Genomic DNA, 17,274 nt, shown 5'->3' with positions numbered 1-17,274 from the left:
GCCCACTAGACCTTCTGACCGACCCCCCTTCCATCCCGTTCCCCTCACGCGAAATTCTTCGCATCTCAAGGAGAGCCACCATGCGTATCGTCGACGTCTGCGAGGTCACCAAGCCGATCTCCTCGCCCATCCGCAACGCCTATATCGACTTCTCGAAGATGACCGCCAGCCTCGTGGCCGTGGTCACGGACGTGGAGCGCGACGGCCGCCGGGTGGTGGGCTACGGCTTCAATTCCAACGGCCGCTACGGCCAGGGCGGCCTGATCCGCGAGCGCTTCAAGAACCGCATCCTCGAGGCCGACCCCAAGAGCGTCCTCAACGAGGCCGGCGACAACCTCGACCCGCACAAGCTCTGGGCGGCGATGATGACCAACGAGAAGCCCGGCGGCCACGGCGAGCGCTCGGTGGCGGTGGGCACCCTCGACATGGCGATCTGGGACGCCACCGCCAAGATCGCCGGCAAGCCGCTGTTCCGGATGCTCGCCGAGCAGAAGGGCGTCGAGGCCAATCCGCGCGTCTTCGTCTACGCGGCCGGCGGCTATTACTATCCCGGCAAGGACGACACCCAGCTGCGCGCCGAGATGCGCGGCTACCTCGACCGGGGCTACAACGTCGTGAAGATGAAGATCGGCGGCGTGCCGATCGAGGAGGACCAGCGCCGCATCGAGGCCGTGCTGAAGGAGATCGGCTCCCAGGCGCAGCTCGCCGTCGACGTGAACGGCCGCTTCAACCTCGAACAGGGCATCGCCTACGCCAAGATGCTGCGCCAGTACCCGCTGTTCTGGTACGAGGAGATCGGCGATCCCCTCGACTACGCCCTGCAGGCCGCGATCTCCGAGTTCTATCCCGGCCCGATGGCGACCGGCGAGAACCTGTTCTCGCACCAGGATGCCCGCAACCTCCTGCGCTACGGCGGCATGCGGCCCGACCGCGATTACCTGCAGTTCGACTGCGCCCTGTCCTACGGCCTCGTCGAGTACCTCCGCACCCTCGACGTGCTGGAGCAGTTCGGCTGGTCGCCCAAGCGCTGCATCCCGCATGGCGGTCACCAGATGTCGCTCAACATCGCGGCCGGCCTGGGGCTGGGCGGCAACGAGAGCTACCCGGACCTGTTCCAGCCCTATGGCGGCTTCCCGGACGGGGTGAAGGTCGAGGACGGCCACATCGTCATGCCCGAACTGCCGGGCATCGGCTTCGAGGGCAAGTCGGACCTCATCAAGGTCATGCGCGAGCTCGCGGAGTAAGCGCCGATCGATCGCCGTGCGGGGTTCATCGAGCCCGGCACGGCCCCTCCCCCTGCCGCCTGGCCTCGGGCGACAGCCGTTCCTGCGAGCCGGTCAGCCGAGACGGGCCGGCCCCGGGGACGGCAAACCGGAATCGACGTGACGAGGAAATCCGTACGATGCGTCCGCTCAGCGATGACGAGCGAGCCGTTCTATCCGCTCTGACCGAAGACTTCGTCAGCGCCACGGTGGTCAAGGTCAGGTCCGGCCTTCCGCGCGGCCAGAGGAACGAGACAGTCCTCGCGGCCTGTATGGGATTGGCGCAGCGCGGTCTTGCCGAGCGGGCCGGCTCCGGGTTGCGGTCCACCCTCCGTTGGCGGAAAGCACGAGGTGCCTTCGCCCCGGAGCGGGAGCGCCACCTCCACGGAACACGCAACTGCGAAGAGGCCCCATGACAGCACATGCGAAGGCGGAGATCCTGCTGCTGAAGGCGATCCTTCCCGATACGATCCGAGCCCTCGACGAGCGCTTCGTCCTCCACCGCCTGGATCGGGCCACGGACCGGGACGCGTTCCTGGCGGAGGTCGGCCCGGCCATCCGCGGCGTGGTGGTGGGAGGACAGGCGCCGGCGGGAGCCGATCTGTTCGCGCGCCTTCCCGCCCTGGAGATCGTCGCCAATTTCGGTGTCGGCTACGACACGATCGACGTCGCGGACGCCAAGGGGCGGGGCGCCGTCGTCACCAACACCCCGGACGTGCTCACCGAGGAGGTGGCCGACCTCGCCCTCGGCCTGCTCCTGGCCACCGTCCGCCGCCTCCCCCAGGCCGACCGCTATCTCCGCGCGGGCGCCTGGCCGAAAGCCCCGTTTCCCCTCTCGCCCTCCCTGCGCGGGCGCCGCATCGGCATCCTCGGCCTCGGGCGGATCGGGCACGCCATCGCCACGCGCCTCGACGGGTTCGGCTGCGCCATCGCCTATCACGGCCGCCGCCGGCAACCCGCGGTGGCCTACGACTACCACCCGAGCGCGGTCGAGCTGGCGCGGGCCTGCGACGTCCTCGTGGTCGTGGCGCCCGGCGGCGGAGCCGGCCCCCTCGTCACCGCGGAGGTGCTGGGCGCCCTCGGTCCGGAGGGCATCCTCATCAACGTGGCCCGCGGCAGCCTCGTCGACGAGGACGCCCTGATCGCGGCCCTGCAGCGGGGCGCGATCCACTCGGCCGGCCTCGACGTGTTCGCCGACGAACCCCGGGTTCCCGACGCCCTCATCGCCTTGGACAACGTCGTCCTGCTGCCGCATGTGGGCTCGGCCACCCACCACACCCGCCGTGCCATGGGAAACCTCCTCGTGGACAACCTCGTTTCCTGGTTCGAGGGTCGGGGGCCGGTGACCCCCGTCGCCGAGACGCCCTGGCCGTCGAGCGCCGCCTGAACTCCCGAACCCAGCCGTCCCATCCGCGGAGAGCCGATCCCATGACATCACGCAGCTATCGCATCGCCGTCATTCCGGGCGACGGGATCGGCAAGGAGGTCGTGCCGGAGGGCGTGCGCGTCCTCGAAAAGGCCGCCAAGCGCCACGGCTTCAGCCTCGAGTTCGACTGGTTCGACTTCGCCAGCTGCGATTATTACGAGCGGCACAACCGGATGATGCCGGAAGACTGGAAGGCGCAGATCGGGGGCCACGACGCGATCTTCTTCGGCGCGGTCGGCATGCCGGACCGGGTGCCCGATCACGTCTCGCTCTGGGGCTCGCTGATCCTGTTCCGGCGGGAATTCGACCAATACGCCAACCTGCGCCCGGTGCGCCTGATGCCGGGGGTGAAGAGCCCGCTCGCCGACCGCAAGCCCGGCGACATCGATTTCTGGGTGGTCCGCGAGAACACGGAGGGCGAATACTCGAATGCGGGTGGGCGCATGTTCGCCGGCACCGACCGCGAATTCGCCCTGCAGGAGACGATCATGACGCGCCACGGCGTCGACCGCATCCTGAAATTCGCCTTCGAACTGGCCCAGAGCCGGCCGAAGAAGCACCTGACCTCGGCCACCAAGTCCAACGGCATCTCGATCACGATGCCCTATTGGGACGAGCGGGTGAAGGAGATGGCCAAGGCCTACCCGGACGTGGCCTGGGACCAGTACCATATCGACATCCTGACCGCCCATTTCGTGCTGAACCCGGACCGGTTCGACGTGGTCGTCGCCTCGAACCTGTTCGGTGACATCCTCTCCGATCTCGGCCCCGCCTGCACGGGCACGATCGGCATCGCACCCTCCGGCAACATCAACCCGGAGCGGCTCTTCCCCTCGGTGTTCGAGCCGGTGCACGGCTCGGCCCCCGACATCGCCGGCCAGGGCATCGCCAATCCCATCGGCCAGATATGGTCCGGCTCGATGATGCTGGAGCATCTCGGTGAGCACGAGGCCGCCCGGGAGATCGTCACCGGGATCGAGCGCGTCCTCTCCGAGCGAACCCTGCGCACCCGCGATCTCGGCGGCAACGCCGATACCGAAGCCTGCGGCAGGGCGGTGGAAGAAGCCCTCGGATAAGGGCGTCTTTCCGGGAATACCGGGACGCGGCCGACCTGGCACTGCCGACCTGGCACCGCGATCCCGAGCACATGGATCCGGAGAGGGACGAGCGCGGGCTTCGACGGTAGGCGCATCGGTGCATGTTTGGGAAACAGCGATGCGGCTTTATACTTAGATAGCGCAAGAAGGGCTCCGCACGCCCGCGCCCCCCGAGCACGAAGACAAGCTAAAGGGAACTCTATCTTAACAGCGTTCAGGCTAGGTCCGGCCGGCACACAGTCTGGCCGAGACCAGTTCGCAGTTAGGATGAGCTAGAGCGCGCCATGAAGCGTCGGGATTTCCTCATTGGGGCATCCGCCCTTGGCTTGGCCTCCTCGTCTTTCGCGAAGGCCGCCGTCTCACCGCTCCAGGCGCCGGCGGCTGCGCCCGCGGGCGCCCGGATCGCGCGGGTCGCCATACACCCGGCGATCGGCTTTTCCCGGGTCGGCAATTCCGACGCATGGTTTCCCGCGCCCGAGGTGCCGGGCCTCCTCGACGAGCCGGCGGGCGGCTTCAAGGATTCCGAAGGCCGCATCAAGAAGCAGGTTCAGCGGTTCCGCCTCTACGGCTACGACGAGGAGGGCCGCGTGGTGCGCGAACTCGACGCGTCGAAGGGCGTCCGGTGGAGCGTCCACGTGGCCAACACCAAGGCCGCCTGGTACGGGTTCATCAACGCGCTCGACCAGGGGCCGGCGGCGCCCGGCATCCCCGGCACCCAGCGCAATCCCCTGGTCCAGGCCGACCGGCGCGACGATCTCCTGGTGATCGACCCAGGCGTCATCCAGATCGGCGGCGTCTCCGCCAATGCGGCGGGCAAGGATCCGGCCTGCCGCATGCAGGGCCGGTTCTGGAACACCCTCGATGTCGATCTCGGCCACCTGCGCACCGACGAGAACGGCCGCCTGCTGGTCTTTGCCGCAAACGGCATCTCGCGCACGGCCCTGCCGCAGAACCCGGTGCGCGACTTCACCAACAACGACGGCTGGCACGACGATTGGTGCGACGGCTGGGTGCAGGCCAGGGTCGAGATCGACGGAGCCTCCGTGCCGTGCGACCCGGCCTGGATCGTCTGTTGCGGTCCGAAATTCGCGCCCCAACTCGAACCCATCGTCACCCTCTACGACGCCGCCCGCGAGGCGATGGTCGAGCTCGGCCATCTGAAGGCCCCCTCCGACACCGTCTCGTTCCGGCGCGACGTGCTGCCGATCCTGCGCCGGGCCGGCACCATGCAATGGGTGGCCACCTCCTCGTTCCTCGGCGCGGCCTGGAACCAGATCGGCGATCTCTCCAGTCCGGCGCTCATCGCCACGCTGGCGCGCCCGCATGAAGAAAGCCGCGCGACGCGGCAGAACGTTCTTCAGGCCTTCCGCCGTCCGGGCGGCGAGGACCAGCGAGCCGCCGCCATGCCGATCATGCTCGGCGACGGGGTGAATTATCCCGAGAGCCAGCGCACCTGGCTCACCCTCACGCCGACCCAGTACCGTCAGCTCGAACTCTGGGCGGATGGGAAGTTCGCCGACGATTACGACGACGCTGCGGCCGATTCCGTCACGCGCCTCGATGACCTGCCCCTCGCCCTCCGGCCGGAGGCCCTCACCCGTGCCGCGCTCGATGCCTGCTCGGGGGGAGCCTTCCACCCCGGTGTCGAGATCACGTGGCCGATCCGTCATGCCGCCCTCTATCGCGGCCGTGACGAGACGAAGCTGCCCTTCCGCATCAAGATGTCGGATCGACCGGGCCTGATCCAGGATCTCGGCCTGCAGCTCAATGCCACGAACGTGTTCGCGGGCAACCCCGCCAAGCCGCGCGACGGGGCTCCCATCGGCCCGCAGGCTCCGGGCGACCTGACCCGCTGGATGGGCGTGCCCTGGCAGGGCGACGCCTTCAGCTGTCAGGCGGTCCTGACGGCCTCGGGCTTCCCCACCCCGGTCTGGTGGCCCGCGCTGCTGCCGGTGGATGTCCTGCCGGAGCCATTCTACGAGCAGGTCATGCGCACCGATCTCAGCGACGAGGAGCGCCTGCGCTTCTACCATGCGCGGGTGCCGTGGGCGCGGGGCGCGGCCGGTATCGGCCTTCACGTGGAGGCCGGCTACACCGATGGCCTGCGCCGCATGATCGAGCTGTGGACCCGCATGGGTGTCCTCGTCCGCCGCCCCGGCCCCAAGGGCCTGACCGGCGTGCCGGAGACGATCTACGTGGAGACCCAGCGCGGCTCCATGGACATCGCAGCACCGTTCCCCCGCCGCTGAGCGCGACGCGCGTGGACCGTATCGTGGTCGTCGGGGCGGGAGTCGCCGGCCTGTCCGCCGCCCGGCGCCTGACCCTCGCCGGACATTCTCCCGTCCTCGTCGCACCGGATCGCGTCGTGCCCACCCGGGGGGAAACGCTCTCCGCCACGGCAGCGTCGTTTCTGGACGGGCTCGGCTGGTCCGCCCTGATCGACGGCGACACCGCCATGGCCAGCCAAGGGCGCTTCTCGATCTGGGGCGACAGCGCCTTGCGCAGGGCGGCCGGGCACGAGAACGGCGCCCATATCGACCGCTCCCTGCTCGAAGCACGGATGGCGGCGTCTCTGGCCGACAGCGGGGGCGAGCGCCTCGCGGACGCCGTGGTCGGCCTGGAGCATCTTCCCCGCGGCGTCCGCATCGGCTTGGCCGACGGGCGATGGCTGGATGCGGCGGCGGTGATCGATGCGAGCGGCCGGGCCGCGCTCTCCGGCGGACCGACCGCCCATCGGCGGCGCCTCGACCGGCTCGTCTGCGCCTACCAGGTGCACGACGTACCCGACGATGCCGAGCTTGCCGCCGCGACCCTGGTCGAGGCGGTGGAGCCGGGCTGGTGGTACATGGCGCCGATGCCGGGCCGGCGCATGATGATCGGCCTGTTCACCGATTCCGATCTCCTGCCCGCAGGGGCGGCGAAGGATGGGAGGCTCTGGGCGGATGCGGCCGGGCAAACCCTCGCCATCGCCGCCCGCCTGGACAGCCTCGGCCTCGACACCGCCTGTGCCTCGCTGTCTCCCCAAGTCGCGCCGGCCGCCTCGGTCGTGCCGACATGCCTGGTCGAGGGGCGCATCCTGCGCTGCGGCGATGCGGCGGCCTCCCTCGATCCGCTCGGGGCGAACGGTCTCGCGACGGCGCTCTGGAGCGGCATCCGGGCCGCGGACGCCGCGCTGGCCCTCGCCGCCGACGATCCGGCCCCGGCACTCGCCTACGAGGGCGCCTTTCTCGAAGGTATCGCGCATCACCTCTCCGCGCAGCGGAGCCTCTACACCGCCGAACGGCGCTTTGCCGACGCCCCCTTCTGGACCCGGCGGCATGCTTTCCCCTGACTCCGAGGACGATCCCATGAGACCCGGTTTTCCCTCCCTGCTCGCCGCGCTTCTCGCGGTGCTCGTCCCCGCCGCGGCTTGCGCCGACGAGACGAGCCGTGTCGAGATTCTCGCTCCGAACGCAGAGACGATCACCCCCAGCGGCACCTGGAGCATCGGCGCACGAGCGGGAGATTTCGTGTTCATCGGCGGGATGCGCGGGGTCGACCGGGCCACCGGTCAGCTCATCGAGGGCGAGGAGGCCCGCATCCGCCGCATGTTCGACAACATGCTCGCCGCCGCCGCCGTGGCCGGGGCCACGAAGTCCGATGCCGTTCGCCTGACCGTGTTCGTCACGGACGTCGCCCGGCTGCGGCCGATCGTCAACACAGTGCAGAAGGACATCTGGGGCGACGGTCCGTATCCACCACGCACCGTGCTCGAGGTTCCCCGCCTCGATCAGAATGACATCGCCGAGATCGACGGCACCTTCTACAGGCCCACGGTCAAATGAAAGATTGCGGTGGTTGCCGTAAGACGCGGTCGTCCATCTCGATCAAGCCCATGAAAAAGATCGCCGACCGGGCACCAAGCGCCACCTCGGCACCGACGCGCGCTGCGCGCCGCTCCGCTTCTGCCTGAGCGGGGCCAAGCGGCACGACACCGTCATGGTGAGTCGAGGTACGCGACAGGGAATTGCAGATGTCGCGCGACGTCATCGGTGCAACGTAAGGATGAAGGCGGGTGAGGACTGACGGGTTCGCGCGGTCGGGGGCGACGTGATTCGCTTTGGCAAGCCGGAGGTCTGCCATGTCGAAGGCCTTGGAACCGCGCGGGGATTTTGATGCCGAGGCTCTACGATGGTTGGCGCGCGCGAGCCGGGATGCGGGCCTGAGCCGCTGGCACATCGCCGGCGACCTCGTGGTCCCCGACACCGTCACCGTATCGCCGCTGCGGTCTCATGCGCCCGAACTCAAGCCGGTCGAGACTGTCTGGCAGTTCATGCGCGACGACCGGCTCGGCGACATGATCTTCGCCTCCCACGAGGACATTCCCGATCGATGCTGCGCGGCCTGGAACAAGCTCGTTGCCCAGCCTCGGCGCATCATGTTCCCTCGGACTGCGCAACTGGGCCTATCGGTTATGATCCGTGCCGATTGGTATGAGTGAAAGATGCGTCGCCGATGGCCAGAACCCATCACCTGCGGGACCATACGCTGGGTGTGCTGCCAGGTTGCCGGCAGGATTTTAGACGATAGAGCGAGAGGGAAAAGGAAACGCAGCCCGAAGCGCTTTTGAGTCAATCTGTGATGGGGGCAGCACGCATTCGCGCCGTTCAAGCCATGCCAAATCAGTAAAATTTTGTGGGACACGCAAAGCTAGATCGGCAAGCCCAACAGATAGTTTGTAATCCTGCATCTTGAATGAGTCGTGTGCGTTGCCGACCTCATCCTCAATTGACGCCGATTGGCTCGGGATACCATAGGCATGCGCCACTATAAGTCCATGAAGAGAGGTGGTAACTATTTCTTTGCAGCTTAATATTTCTCTAATTACGCATTCAATATCATCGAACGAAACTGATAGCAGCGATATAATCTTTGTGTTATTTGCCTGCGTGCTATTAATAGCTGCTCTGAACATCGATTCATGAGAAACATGGGGGATAATGCCAATGCTATGGGACTTGGCGACATCCGGACGATACAGTTCCGGCAAGAGGATCGCGGGGTCGCCGTAGATCTCAGGGCAGGAACCGCCCGCCGCGATGATTGCATCGCGTGAAAGCGGACCGCGTACTGCAGAGTAGAAAGCTGTAGGACAAAGCGCATCCGTGCTCCGCGGCATTCCAGTGCCCCAGAGGCGCATACCTGGTCGAGCAAACTTTGCAATGCTGCCAATACACAGGCCTTCAGCATGTTTGCTTAATACCCAACGCGGCATCACGCCGAAGGCATGCCACAGTACGTAGGGAGTCAGGATGTCTCCAAAGTTGCCCGGATAGGGGCTGCGCATCCACCACATTCTCGGCCGGTATGCTTCGGCTAAATCGGCTTCTGCTGCAATTTCTTCATGCATGCGGAGGGAACGGAATGCCGAAACTAGTGGGGTCCATACCTCGGGCGACTCCAAAATGAGATCGTTCTCTAAACGTTTGGATTCTGACCAATCGCCATTGCTTACATGGTTTATAAAACATTTCGTGACGATCTTCAGTTTTTCTCTGTCTATCTCAATCTTAGACATAATCTCACCTTGTATTTTTGGAACAACATGCCGTAATATAAGGCTGTTGCATTTGTTCGATGAAAATTAGCGGAGTATATTTTGCTTTTTCATAAACTGCTTCCATTCATCTAAGTTGATTGACCAAGGGTCAAATCCGATCTTTTGATTTTCATACCAAACCACGTGCTGATGACCCTTTATATGAGAGAGGCGAATAAAGTTCAGGCGTGGCTGATAAGTACCATCCCTAATAGGTAGAAGCTCCACAATCTTCGATCCGGGTTTCGCAAATACTGAATGCGATAGTCCTGCTCCATGAGGGCCTATGATCGTATGAGCATGACGCGCAATAGCTATTTGATGCCACAATGGTATTGATGATAATTCTTGAACGATAAATCCAAACTCATTAGCTTCTTTCTCGATTTCTGATTCATTGATAAGTCGACGCCTTGTCGCATCTCGCCTAGTAACGTAAACTTTATCAGGAAGTGCTGCTTTATGTCCCTCGGACTGCGCGACTGGGCCTATCGGTGATGATCCGTGCCGATTGGTATGAGCCGGACATTGCATGGCCGTGAGGAATAGTCGGTACGGTGATCGAGGATCGGCTTACCGGCAGACAGTGGGGTGGAACAAAATGGAAAATTGAATCGACATCGGCCGGTCCATGCGTCGACTCAATCAAACCGATATGCCCCTGCGACGGCTGGAGAAAATGCATTTAAATACATGCCGGGGTCTCGATAAAATATATTTGGTGTAATATCACGAAGTCATCGCAAATAAAAATGCAATTTAATACAGATCGCTTCCTCTTCGATATGCCAAGGCAAGCATCAGCGATGCTCAATGTCCGAAGTCGCAGTCGTTCGCTTCACTGTTTGTATTTTAGTGTTATTGCTTGACTGGTATTTGTTGCTGATATTAAAAAATTCGTAGCGCGCATTAAAGTTGTTTCAGTTTTGTTTAACGAAAGGCTGCCAACCAGAAGGGAATGCGAACGAGGCATCGTGGGGACAGCGACGTGCCGTTTTTTGATACTGATCTGCGTGCGCTCATGGCCGCGGTCGACACGTCAACAGCTCGGATCGAGTTTGCTCCTGACGGCACCGTGCTCACTGCCAACACTCTCTTTCTCGAGCTGATGGGCTATACCCTTTCCGACCTGAAGGGGCAGAACCACGCTCGATTCGTCTCTGCCGCGGAGCAAGGCAGTGAGGCTTATCGAGCGTTCTGGGAAGCGCTGCGTCATGGCGAGCCGCAGACGCGCGAGTTCAAGCGTTTCGCGAGGGATGGTCGCGAGGTCTGGATCCAGGCCACATACAATCCCGTCCTCGACCGTGCCGGACGGGTGATCCGAGTGGTCAAGTTCGCGACAGATGTGACGAAGCAGGTCTTGCGCAATATCGACAATGACGGACAGCTCGGAGCTCTGCAGCGCTCACAGGCCGTCATCGCGTTCGCACTCGATGGCACGATCCTGGATGCCAACGCCAACTTCCTTTCAGCCGTGGGCTACGCGCTCGACGAGGTCCAAGGTCGTCATCACAGCATGTTCGTGGAACCGGCCGAGCGCGAGGGTGAGGCCTATCGTGAGTTCTGGTCCGCTCTGGGCAAAGGCGAGTTCAGCTCAGGGGAGTTCAAGCGGATTGCCAAGGGCGGTCGCGAAGTCTGGATCCAGGCAACCTACAATCCGATCCGTGATCGGGATGGTGTTCCGATCAAGGTCGTGAAGTTCGCCACCGACATTACCGGGCAGAAACTGCAGGTCGCGGATGCCATGGCTCAGCTGGCGGCCGTCAATCGCTCACAGGCCGTCATCGAGTTCGCTCCCGACACGACGGTCCTCGATGCCAATGCGAACTTCCTGAAGTCGCTCGGCTACGGGATCGAGGAGATCAGGGGGCGACCGCACGCCATCTTCGTGGAGCCAGGCTACGCACAGACGGCGGACTACGCCGCGTTCTGGGACCGCCTGAGAGGCGGCAGTTTCTCATCGGGCATGTTCCAGCGCTTCGGCAAGGGCGGCCGTGCCGTGTGGATCCAGGCCAGCTACAACCCGATCTTCGACCCGAGCGGCCGATTGATCAAGATCGTCAAGTACGCTTCCGACGTCACCGCCAACATGGAGGCGCGGTCGGTCGCGGTGGAGGCCGCCGAGCGCACTCTCGATAACGTTCAGGCGGTCACGGATGCGGCGGACGCCATGAATGCGTCGGCGCTCTCGATCTCTCGCAGCATGATTCAGTCCAAGACCGTCGTGGACGACATCCATGGTCGAGCCGGCGAGGCGGATGCCGCAACCGAGCGGCTGCGTTCGGCAGCGCATTCGATGAGCGGCGTTGCCACCCTGATCACGGACATTGCGCAACAGATCAATCTGCTGGCGTTGAACGCGACGATCGAGGCGGCACGGGCCGGCGAGGCAGGGCGCGGCTTTGCTGTGGTCGCGACCGAAGTGAAGAACCTGGCTGGTCAGGCCGCAGCGGCCACGAACCGGATCAGCAGCGAAATCACGGGCATGCAGGCTGTCTCGAGCGAGGTCGCGGCCACCCTGGCCTCGATCACTGCGGCGATCGGTACGATCAGTCAGCATGTCGATGGCGTTGCTGCTTCGATGGATCAGCAGGCGCATGCCACGGGTGAGATCCTGGCCAGCATGCAGCAGGCTGCCGACGGTGTGTCGAGCATCAGCACGGGCTTGGACAATTGGACCGTTGGGATGGAGGAACGGCGCGCCGATCGCCGAACGCGTATCCTGCTGCCTGCTCACATTCATGTCTCGGACGGCGGCCGCATCGCCTGCTCGATCCGCGACCTGTCGGACGGCGGCGCACGGTTGCATGTGCGCCTGCATGCCTCGGTGCCGGAACGGTTCGTCCTCATCGCCGATGCGGACGGACGCCGGTTCGACTGCCTCGTACGGCATCGCTCCGGCGCGAGCATGAACGTGCAGTTCCTTCAATCTTCAGATGCGAAGCCAGTGCGTTCCGTCGCCGTTTAGAGCTTGCGTCCCCGGCGACCGAAAGTGCCTCACGAAACTCCCGCTGCGCCGTCATGCTCGGAGCGGGAACCGACCGTGATCGGAAGGTCGTGAGGCACCCCTACGGCAACGCGTGCTGCACCCATTCACCCGGTGTCGCGTCCCGGCCGCGCGTTCGGGAAGGCCGTTCGGCGCGATCGCCGATCCCTCCCGCCCGGTGGAGCCGCGGGCGCGCGCCGGGCGCAGAGGCCGACGGGCCTGTGGCCAAGGCCCGCTTTGGGGAAGATTCCTCGAACCCCGCGCCCGCTGCCCGTGTCAGACCACCAGCACGTCCGAGGCGGTGAGCGCCGGCTTGTCGAGGAGGGTCGCCAGCAGGATGGCATCCTGGGCGCCGCCGGAGCCGTCCGCGTCGTAGTAGAGATGGCCCTTGGCCGCGTCGTAGACGATGCGGTGGTCTTCCGTGGTCGCGGCGCCGAGGGCGAAGGCCTCGTCCGTCAGCTGGCCAGCGGTCAGGGCCGTGAAGACGCCCGCATCGAGGACGAGCCTGTCCTCGCCGTGGCTGAAATCGACGATCCGGTCCTTTTCGCCGGCCGGCGGCACGACATCGAACACGAAGGCGTCGGCCCCGGCATCGCCGCGCAGGACATCCGTCCCCGTGCCGCCGGTCAGGATATCGTCACCATCGCCGCCGAACAGGCGGTCGTCGCCCGCGCCGCCGAGGAACTGGTTGGCCCCGGCATCGCCCCTCATGGAATCGGCGAAGGCCGAGCCTTTCACGATCTCGAAGCCGGAGACGCCGCCGGTGCCCGTGGCCCGGCCGCTCTCGAACAGCGCGCGCGCCGACGCGCCGAACTCCGAATAGTCGAGGGTGTCGGTGCCGTCGCCGCCCAGGCTCAGGCCGCGGATGGCCGAGCCCGTCTCGATGGCCAGGGTGTTGTCGCCGGAGCCGAACTGGATCGCGGTGCCGCCCCCGCCGAGGATGCGGCCCGCATTGACGACCACGTCGTCGAGCGCGCTGACGATTCTGATCGCGATGCCCGAGCCGCCCTGGATGAGCCCCGCATTGTCGATGCTCGTCACGAAGGGCGCGTCCCCCTGCGACGAGTCGTCGATCAGGATGCCGAGGCCGGCGCCGTAGATCCGCGCGCCGGCGAGGTTGACGATGTCGCCGCCGCCCGCCGCGATGCCCTCCGCCGTGTTGGGCAGGCCGTCGGAGCCCGTGCCGCCGGCACCGAGGCCGCGAATGGTTCCGTGGTTCTCGATCGTCGCACGGAAATCGATGTCGATCCCGTCGCCGTCGCCATCGTTGATGCCGTCCGGGCCGCCGCCATCCTCGGCACCGGGCGTCGCGCCGTTGACGTCGGAATTGGCCGCATCGGCAAAGGAGCCCGTGATGATCCCGTGATTGATCACGGTCGCGGTGCCGTCGGAGCCGATGCCGGAGCCGTTGCCGCCGAGGATGCGGGCTCCGGCCTCGTTCGTCACCGTGACGAGGCTGTCCTCGCCCATATTGATTCCGTGGCGGTCGCCGAGGATGGCGCCGCCGGCCGTGTTGCGGATCGTCCCGCTCGCCCCGTCCTCGAACTGGATGCCGTCGGCGCCCTGAACGTAGCCGGTGGCGGAGCCGCCCTGGATGGTGCCGCTGTTGACGAGATCGAGGGTCGCGCCGATCTTCACGCCGTCGGCTGCCAGCGCCAGCAGCGATCCCGCATTGTCGATCTCGGCGAGGAATTCGCCCGTGGTCGCGGCGAGGTCGAGGGCCTGGCCTTCGGCGGAGACGATGGTGGAGTCGGCTTCCGTGACGATCGTGAGCGTGCCGGCGGCGACGGTGCCGGACTGGATCTGCACGGCGTCGTCGTCGGAGCGGATGGTGCCGCCATTGTCGATCGTCGCGGTCAGGGTCGCGCCGATTCCGCTCTCGAAGCGGATCGCCCGGCCGCCGTCGGTGGTGTTCTCGATCAGGCCGTCATTGTGGATCTCGGCGCCGTCGGGGGCGGAGGTGAAGCGCACGGACTGAGCGTTTGCGGAGACAGAAAGGGTTCCGTCCACCTGCAGGGTGTCCGCGCCGGCCAGGGTGATACGGCCCGTCTGCGTGGTGCCGGTCGCGACGGAATGGGCGGTCATGCGGTCTCATCCTCGGCCGGACGCGTCCGCGGTCGGGCGGACGTCAAATCACCGGGCGTGGCGGACATTAGGGGGGTCGGATGACGCTCGAACGACGGTGCGCGTGGCGGTGGATTCCTGCCGGATTCCGGGGGGCTCGCCCCCTGGATTCCTGCCGGATTCCGGGGGGCTCGCCCCCTACACCACCGGCACGCCGCGTCCCTTGGCATGCTCGGCCGGCTCCACGTGGATGACGACGACGGCCCCCTCGATGGCGCTCTCGATGGCACTTTCCAGACGGTCGCAGATGTCGTGCGAGTCCTTCACGGTCATCTCGCCGGGCACCACGAGGTGGAAGTCGATGAAGGTCGCCTGCCCTGCATGGCGCGTGCGCACGTCGTGCGCCTCCAGGGCGCCCTCCCCGTGATCCGAGATCAACGTGCGGATCTGGGTCACCATCTCGGCGGGCGCCGCCTTGTCGAGGAGGCCGCTCACGGAATCGCGCACCATGGTCCAGCCCGACCACAGGATGTTCAGGGCGACGAGGCCGGCGATGAGCGGGTCGAGGATCAGGGTTCCGGTGACGGCCACCAGGGCGACGCCGATCAGGACCCCGCCCGAAGTGACCACGTCCGACATCACATGACGCGCATCGGCGACCAGGGCGGGCGACCGCCACGCCCTGCCGCGACTCAGAAGCGCGACGGCCCAGGCGCCGTTGATGGCCGTGCCAATCGCGCTGACGGCCAGGCCCAGAATCGGCGCATCGAGGGGCTTCGGGGCGAGGAGACCGTAATAGGATTCACGCAGGATGAGGATCGCCGCCACGATGATGAGGGCGCCCTCGATCACGGCCGAAAAGTACTCGGCCTTGTGGTGCCCGAACTGGTGGTCGTCGTCGGCGGGCGCAGCGGCCACACGCAAGGCAATGAAGGCGAAGGCCGCCGCCGCCACGTTGATGATGCTCTCCAGCGCGTCGGAATAGAGCGCGAGACTGCCGGTGAGCCAATAGGCGGCGAATTTGAGCGCCATCACGAAAGCGCCGATTCCGGCGCTCGCGAGGGCGGCTTTCTGGGTGCGGTCCATTTCCGGTGCCGATCCGTGACGGGCCCGCCGGGTAAAGGAGCAGGGCGTGGCGCTAGGCGGCCCCGCCCATACGATCATCCCCGCCGGGAAGGCCACGGCAAAGGTTGAACCCACCGGTGAAGGGTTTAGTCGTGGCTATGTCTGGGGCTCACCCTCCTGCGGACCGGGCGCCGCACCCGCCCGACGCTCCGCTTCGCGCGCGGCGCTGCGTGCGCCCTGGGCTCGTGCCCGCTCGGCCTTGCGCGCATAAGTCCGGGCCATCCACCCCCAGCGGGCATTGGCCGCCATCACGTCGAGACGCCGGGCTTCGCGCTCCCAATAGGACATCAACTGCGAGTCCAACGTGACCCGACGGCGCGGAACCTTGATGTTGGTCGCGCCATTCTTGAGGTTTTCAATCATCAAACGAACCGCATTGGAGCAAGATTGCTTGGAGACCACGCCGATTTGCCTCGGGGTGGTCAAGGTTGTTTTCAACGTAGATCTGTAACAATGCGGCGCGTGTGAAGGTTGTTGGCACGCAAAGAAGCACGAGCCATGCAGGCCACGCATTGTTGGCCCCTCTCCGTCCTGCGGCTTCCGCCTGCGCCACAACATTCCTTCGCACCGTCATCGGGCTGGAAGGCTGTCATCGGCCATTGATCCCGGGCCAGGAACCGTGCTGTTGGCGCGCGATGCGCGTCGACCTCTTCGATTTCGATCTGCCCGAAGCGAGCATCGCCCTCAGGCCGCCGCAGCCTCGCGATGCCGGGCGACTGCTCGTGGTCCGTCCCGGCGAGGCGCTGGAGGACCGCGCCGTGCGCGACCTCGCCGATCTGCTGAGACCGGGCGATGCCCTCGTCTTCAACGACACTCGCGTGATCCCGGCCCGGCTTCGCGGCATCCGCCATCGCCCCGGTTCGCCGGGCCTTCGCATGGAGGCGATGCTCCACCTACGCGAAGCACCCGAATGCTGGCGCGCCTTCGCCCGGCCGGGCAAGCGCCTCGCCGTCGGCGACAGGGTCCGCTTCGGACGGGATGGCGAAGGCGACGCCTGCACCCTCGGCCTCCTCGACGCCACCATCGCGGAGAAGGGGGCGGGGGGCGAGATCGTGCTGCGCTTCGAGCTCTCCGGCCCTGCCCTAGACGAGGCCATCGCGCTTGTCGGCGAGCTGCCGCTGCCGCCCTACATCGCGGGCAAGCGTAGCACCGACGCGCGGGACACGGTGGATTACCAGACGGTGTACGCCCGCGAGGCCGGAGCCGTGGCCGCCCCCACCGCGGGCCTGCACTTTACCGACGACCTCCTCGCCCGCATCGACGCCGCCGGGATCGCGCGTCACAGCGTGACCCTGCATGTGGGTGCGGGCACCTTCCTCCCCGTCAAGGCCGATGACACCGACGACCACCGCATGCATGCCGAGATCGGCCTCCTCGATCAGGCGACGGCCGAGGCGCTCAATGCCATGCGCGCCGCGGGCGGTCGCATCGTCGCGGTCGGGACCACGGCCCTGCGCCTTCTCGAAAGCGCGGCGGACGGAGACGGCCGGCTTCGCGCCTTTGCCGGCCCCACCGACATCTTCATCACGCCGGGCACCCGAATCCGTGCCGTGGACGCGCTGATGACCAACTTCCACCTGCCGCGCTCGACCCTGTTCATGCTGGTCTCTGCCTTCTCGGGCTTGGAGACGATGCGGGCGGCCTATGCGCATGCCGTCGAGGGCGGCTATCGGTTCTACTCGTATGGGGATTCGAGCCTGCTGTTTCCCGCACCATCCAAGTGAACGTCCCTGGCG

General features: G+C 65.8%; 13 protein-coding genes and 2 pseudogenes. 10 read left to right on the top strand and 5 right to left on the bottom strand.

Features of this window, described 5'->3' with window-relative positions; translation table 11 throughout:
• Positions 1 to 80: 80 nt before the first annotated feature.
• The 8 genes and pseudogenes from MBTS_RS03880 to MBTS_RS03845 form a co-directional block, all read left to right on the top strand.
• Positions 81 to 1,244: a mandelate racemase/muconate lactonizing enzyme family protein gene (locus tag MBTS_RS03880; RefSeq protein ID WP_018043975.1), complete on the top strand. Its 1,164-nt coding sequence runs from the start codon at positions 81 to 83 to the stop codon at positions 1,242 to 1,244.
• Between the two features lie 430 nt (positions 1,245 to 1,674).
• Positions 1,675 to 2,649, top strand: coding sequence for a 2-hydroxyacid dehydrogenase (locus MBTS_RS03875; RefSeq protein ID WP_192215114.1), 975 nt, complete (start codon positions 1,675 to 1,677; stop codon positions 2,647 to 2,649).
• Positions 2,650 to 2,690: 41 nt separating this feature from the next.
• Complete coding sequence (locus tag MBTS_RS03870; protein ID WP_056142257.1) at positions 2,691 to 3,764, top strand: tartrate dehydrogenase; 1,074 nt, start codon at positions 2,691 to 2,693, stop codon at positions 3,762 to 3,764.
• A gap of 305 nt (positions 3,765 to 4,069) precedes the next feature.
• Positions 4,070 to 6,034 carry a CTQ-dependent glycine oxidase GoxA gene (goxA, locus tag MBTS_RS03865; protein WP_147830800.1) on the top strand — a complete coding sequence of 655 codons (1,965 nt, stop codon included), beginning with the start codon at positions 4,070 to 4,072 and terminating at the stop codon, positions 6,032 to 6,034.
• An 11-nt stretch (positions 6,035 to 6,045) separates the two neighbouring features.
• Positions 6,046 to 7,116, top strand: a complete 1,071-nt coding sequence (locus MBTS_RS03860; protein WP_192215113.1) for an NAD(P)/FAD-dependent oxidoreductase — start codon at positions 6,046 to 6,048, stop codon at positions 7,114 to 7,116.
• Positions 7,117 to 7,132: 16 nt separating this feature from the next.
• Positions 7,133 to 7,609 (top strand): RidA family protein, encoded by a 477-nt coding sequence (locus tag MBTS_RS03855; protein WP_056142264.1) that lies wholly within the window; start codon positions 7,133 to 7,135, stop codon positions 7,607 to 7,609.
• A 64-nt stretch (positions 7,610 to 7,673) separates the two neighbouring features.
• Positions 7,674 to 7,767 (top strand): annotated as a pseudogene (locus MBTS_RS23640) (IS5/IS1182 family transposase); the annotation flags it as partial.
• Between the two features lie 228 nt (positions 7,768 to 7,995).
• Positions 7,996 to 8,242, top strand: a pseudogene (locus tag MBTS_RS03845) (IS630 family transposase); the annotation flags it as partial.
• A 101-nt stretch (positions 8,243 to 8,343) separates the two neighbouring features.
• Here MBTS_RS03845 and MBTS_RS03840 read toward each other — a convergent pair.
• The gene (locus MBTS_RS03840) at positions 8,344 to 9,342 is read right to left on the bottom strand and encodes a polysaccharide pyruvyl transferase family protein (protein WP_192215110.1); all 999 of its coding nucleotides are present in this window, start codon (positions 9,340 to 9,342) and stop codon (positions 8,344 to 8,346) included.
• A 66-nt stretch (positions 9,343 to 9,408) separates the two neighbouring features.
• Entirely contained in the window at positions 9,409 to 9,897 is a 489-nt protein-coding gene (locus tag MBTS_RS24200; RefSeq protein WP_192215109.1) for a glycosyltransferase family 61 protein, read from the bottom strand.
• A gap of 454 nt (positions 9,898 to 10,351) precedes the next feature.
• Between MBTS_RS24200 and MBTS_RS03830 the strand changes: the two genes are divergently transcribed.
• Entirely contained in the window at positions 10,352 to 12,331 is a 1,980-nt protein-coding gene (locus MBTS_RS03830; RefSeq protein WP_308444995.1) for a methyl-accepting chemotaxis protein, read from the top strand.
• Between the two features lie 294 nt (positions 12,332 to 12,625).
• Here the strand turns inward: MBTS_RS03830 and MBTS_RS03825 are convergent, their stop codons facing one another.
• The 3 genes from MBTS_RS03825 to MBTS_RS03815 form a co-directional block, all read right to left on the bottom strand.
• The gene (locus tag MBTS_RS03825) at positions 12,626 to 14,434 is read right to left on the bottom strand and encodes a calcium-binding protein (protein ID WP_192215108.1); all 1,809 of its coding nucleotides are present in this window, start codon (positions 14,432 to 14,434) and stop codon (positions 12,626 to 12,628) included.
• A 177-nt stretch (positions 14,435 to 14,611) separates the two neighbouring features.
• Positions 14,612 to 15,499, bottom strand: a complete 888-nt coding sequence (locus MBTS_RS03820; protein WP_056142277.1) for a cation diffusion facilitator family transporter — start codon at positions 15,497 to 15,499, stop codon at positions 14,612 to 14,614.
• Between the two features lie 135 nt (positions 15,500 to 15,634).
• Positions 15,635 to 15,901: a hypothetical protein gene (locus tag MBTS_RS03815; protein ID WP_051074403.1), complete on the bottom strand. Its 267-nt coding sequence runs from the start codon at positions 15,899 to 15,901 to the stop codon at positions 15,635 to 15,637.
• A gap of 272 nt (positions 15,902 to 16,173) precedes the next feature.
• Between MBTS_RS03815 and queA the strand changes: the two genes are divergently transcribed.
• Complete coding sequence (queA, locus tag MBTS_RS03810; protein ID WP_056142280.1) at positions 16,174 to 17,262, top strand: tRNA preQ1(34) S-adenosylmethionine ribosyltransferase-isomerase QueA; 1,089 nt, start codon at positions 16,174 to 16,176, stop codon at positions 17,260 to 17,262.
• The last annotated feature ends 12 nt before the right edge of the window (positions 17,263 to 17,274 follow it).

Source organism: Methylobacterium bullatum (assembly GCF_014845095.1).
GTDB lineage: Bacteria > Pseudomonadota > Alphaproteobacteria > Rhizobiales > Beijerinckiaceae > Methylobacterium > Methylobacterium bullatum.
Note: the sequence above shows the minus strand (reverse complement) of the source record. Positions and strands in the feature narration are given on the sequence as shown.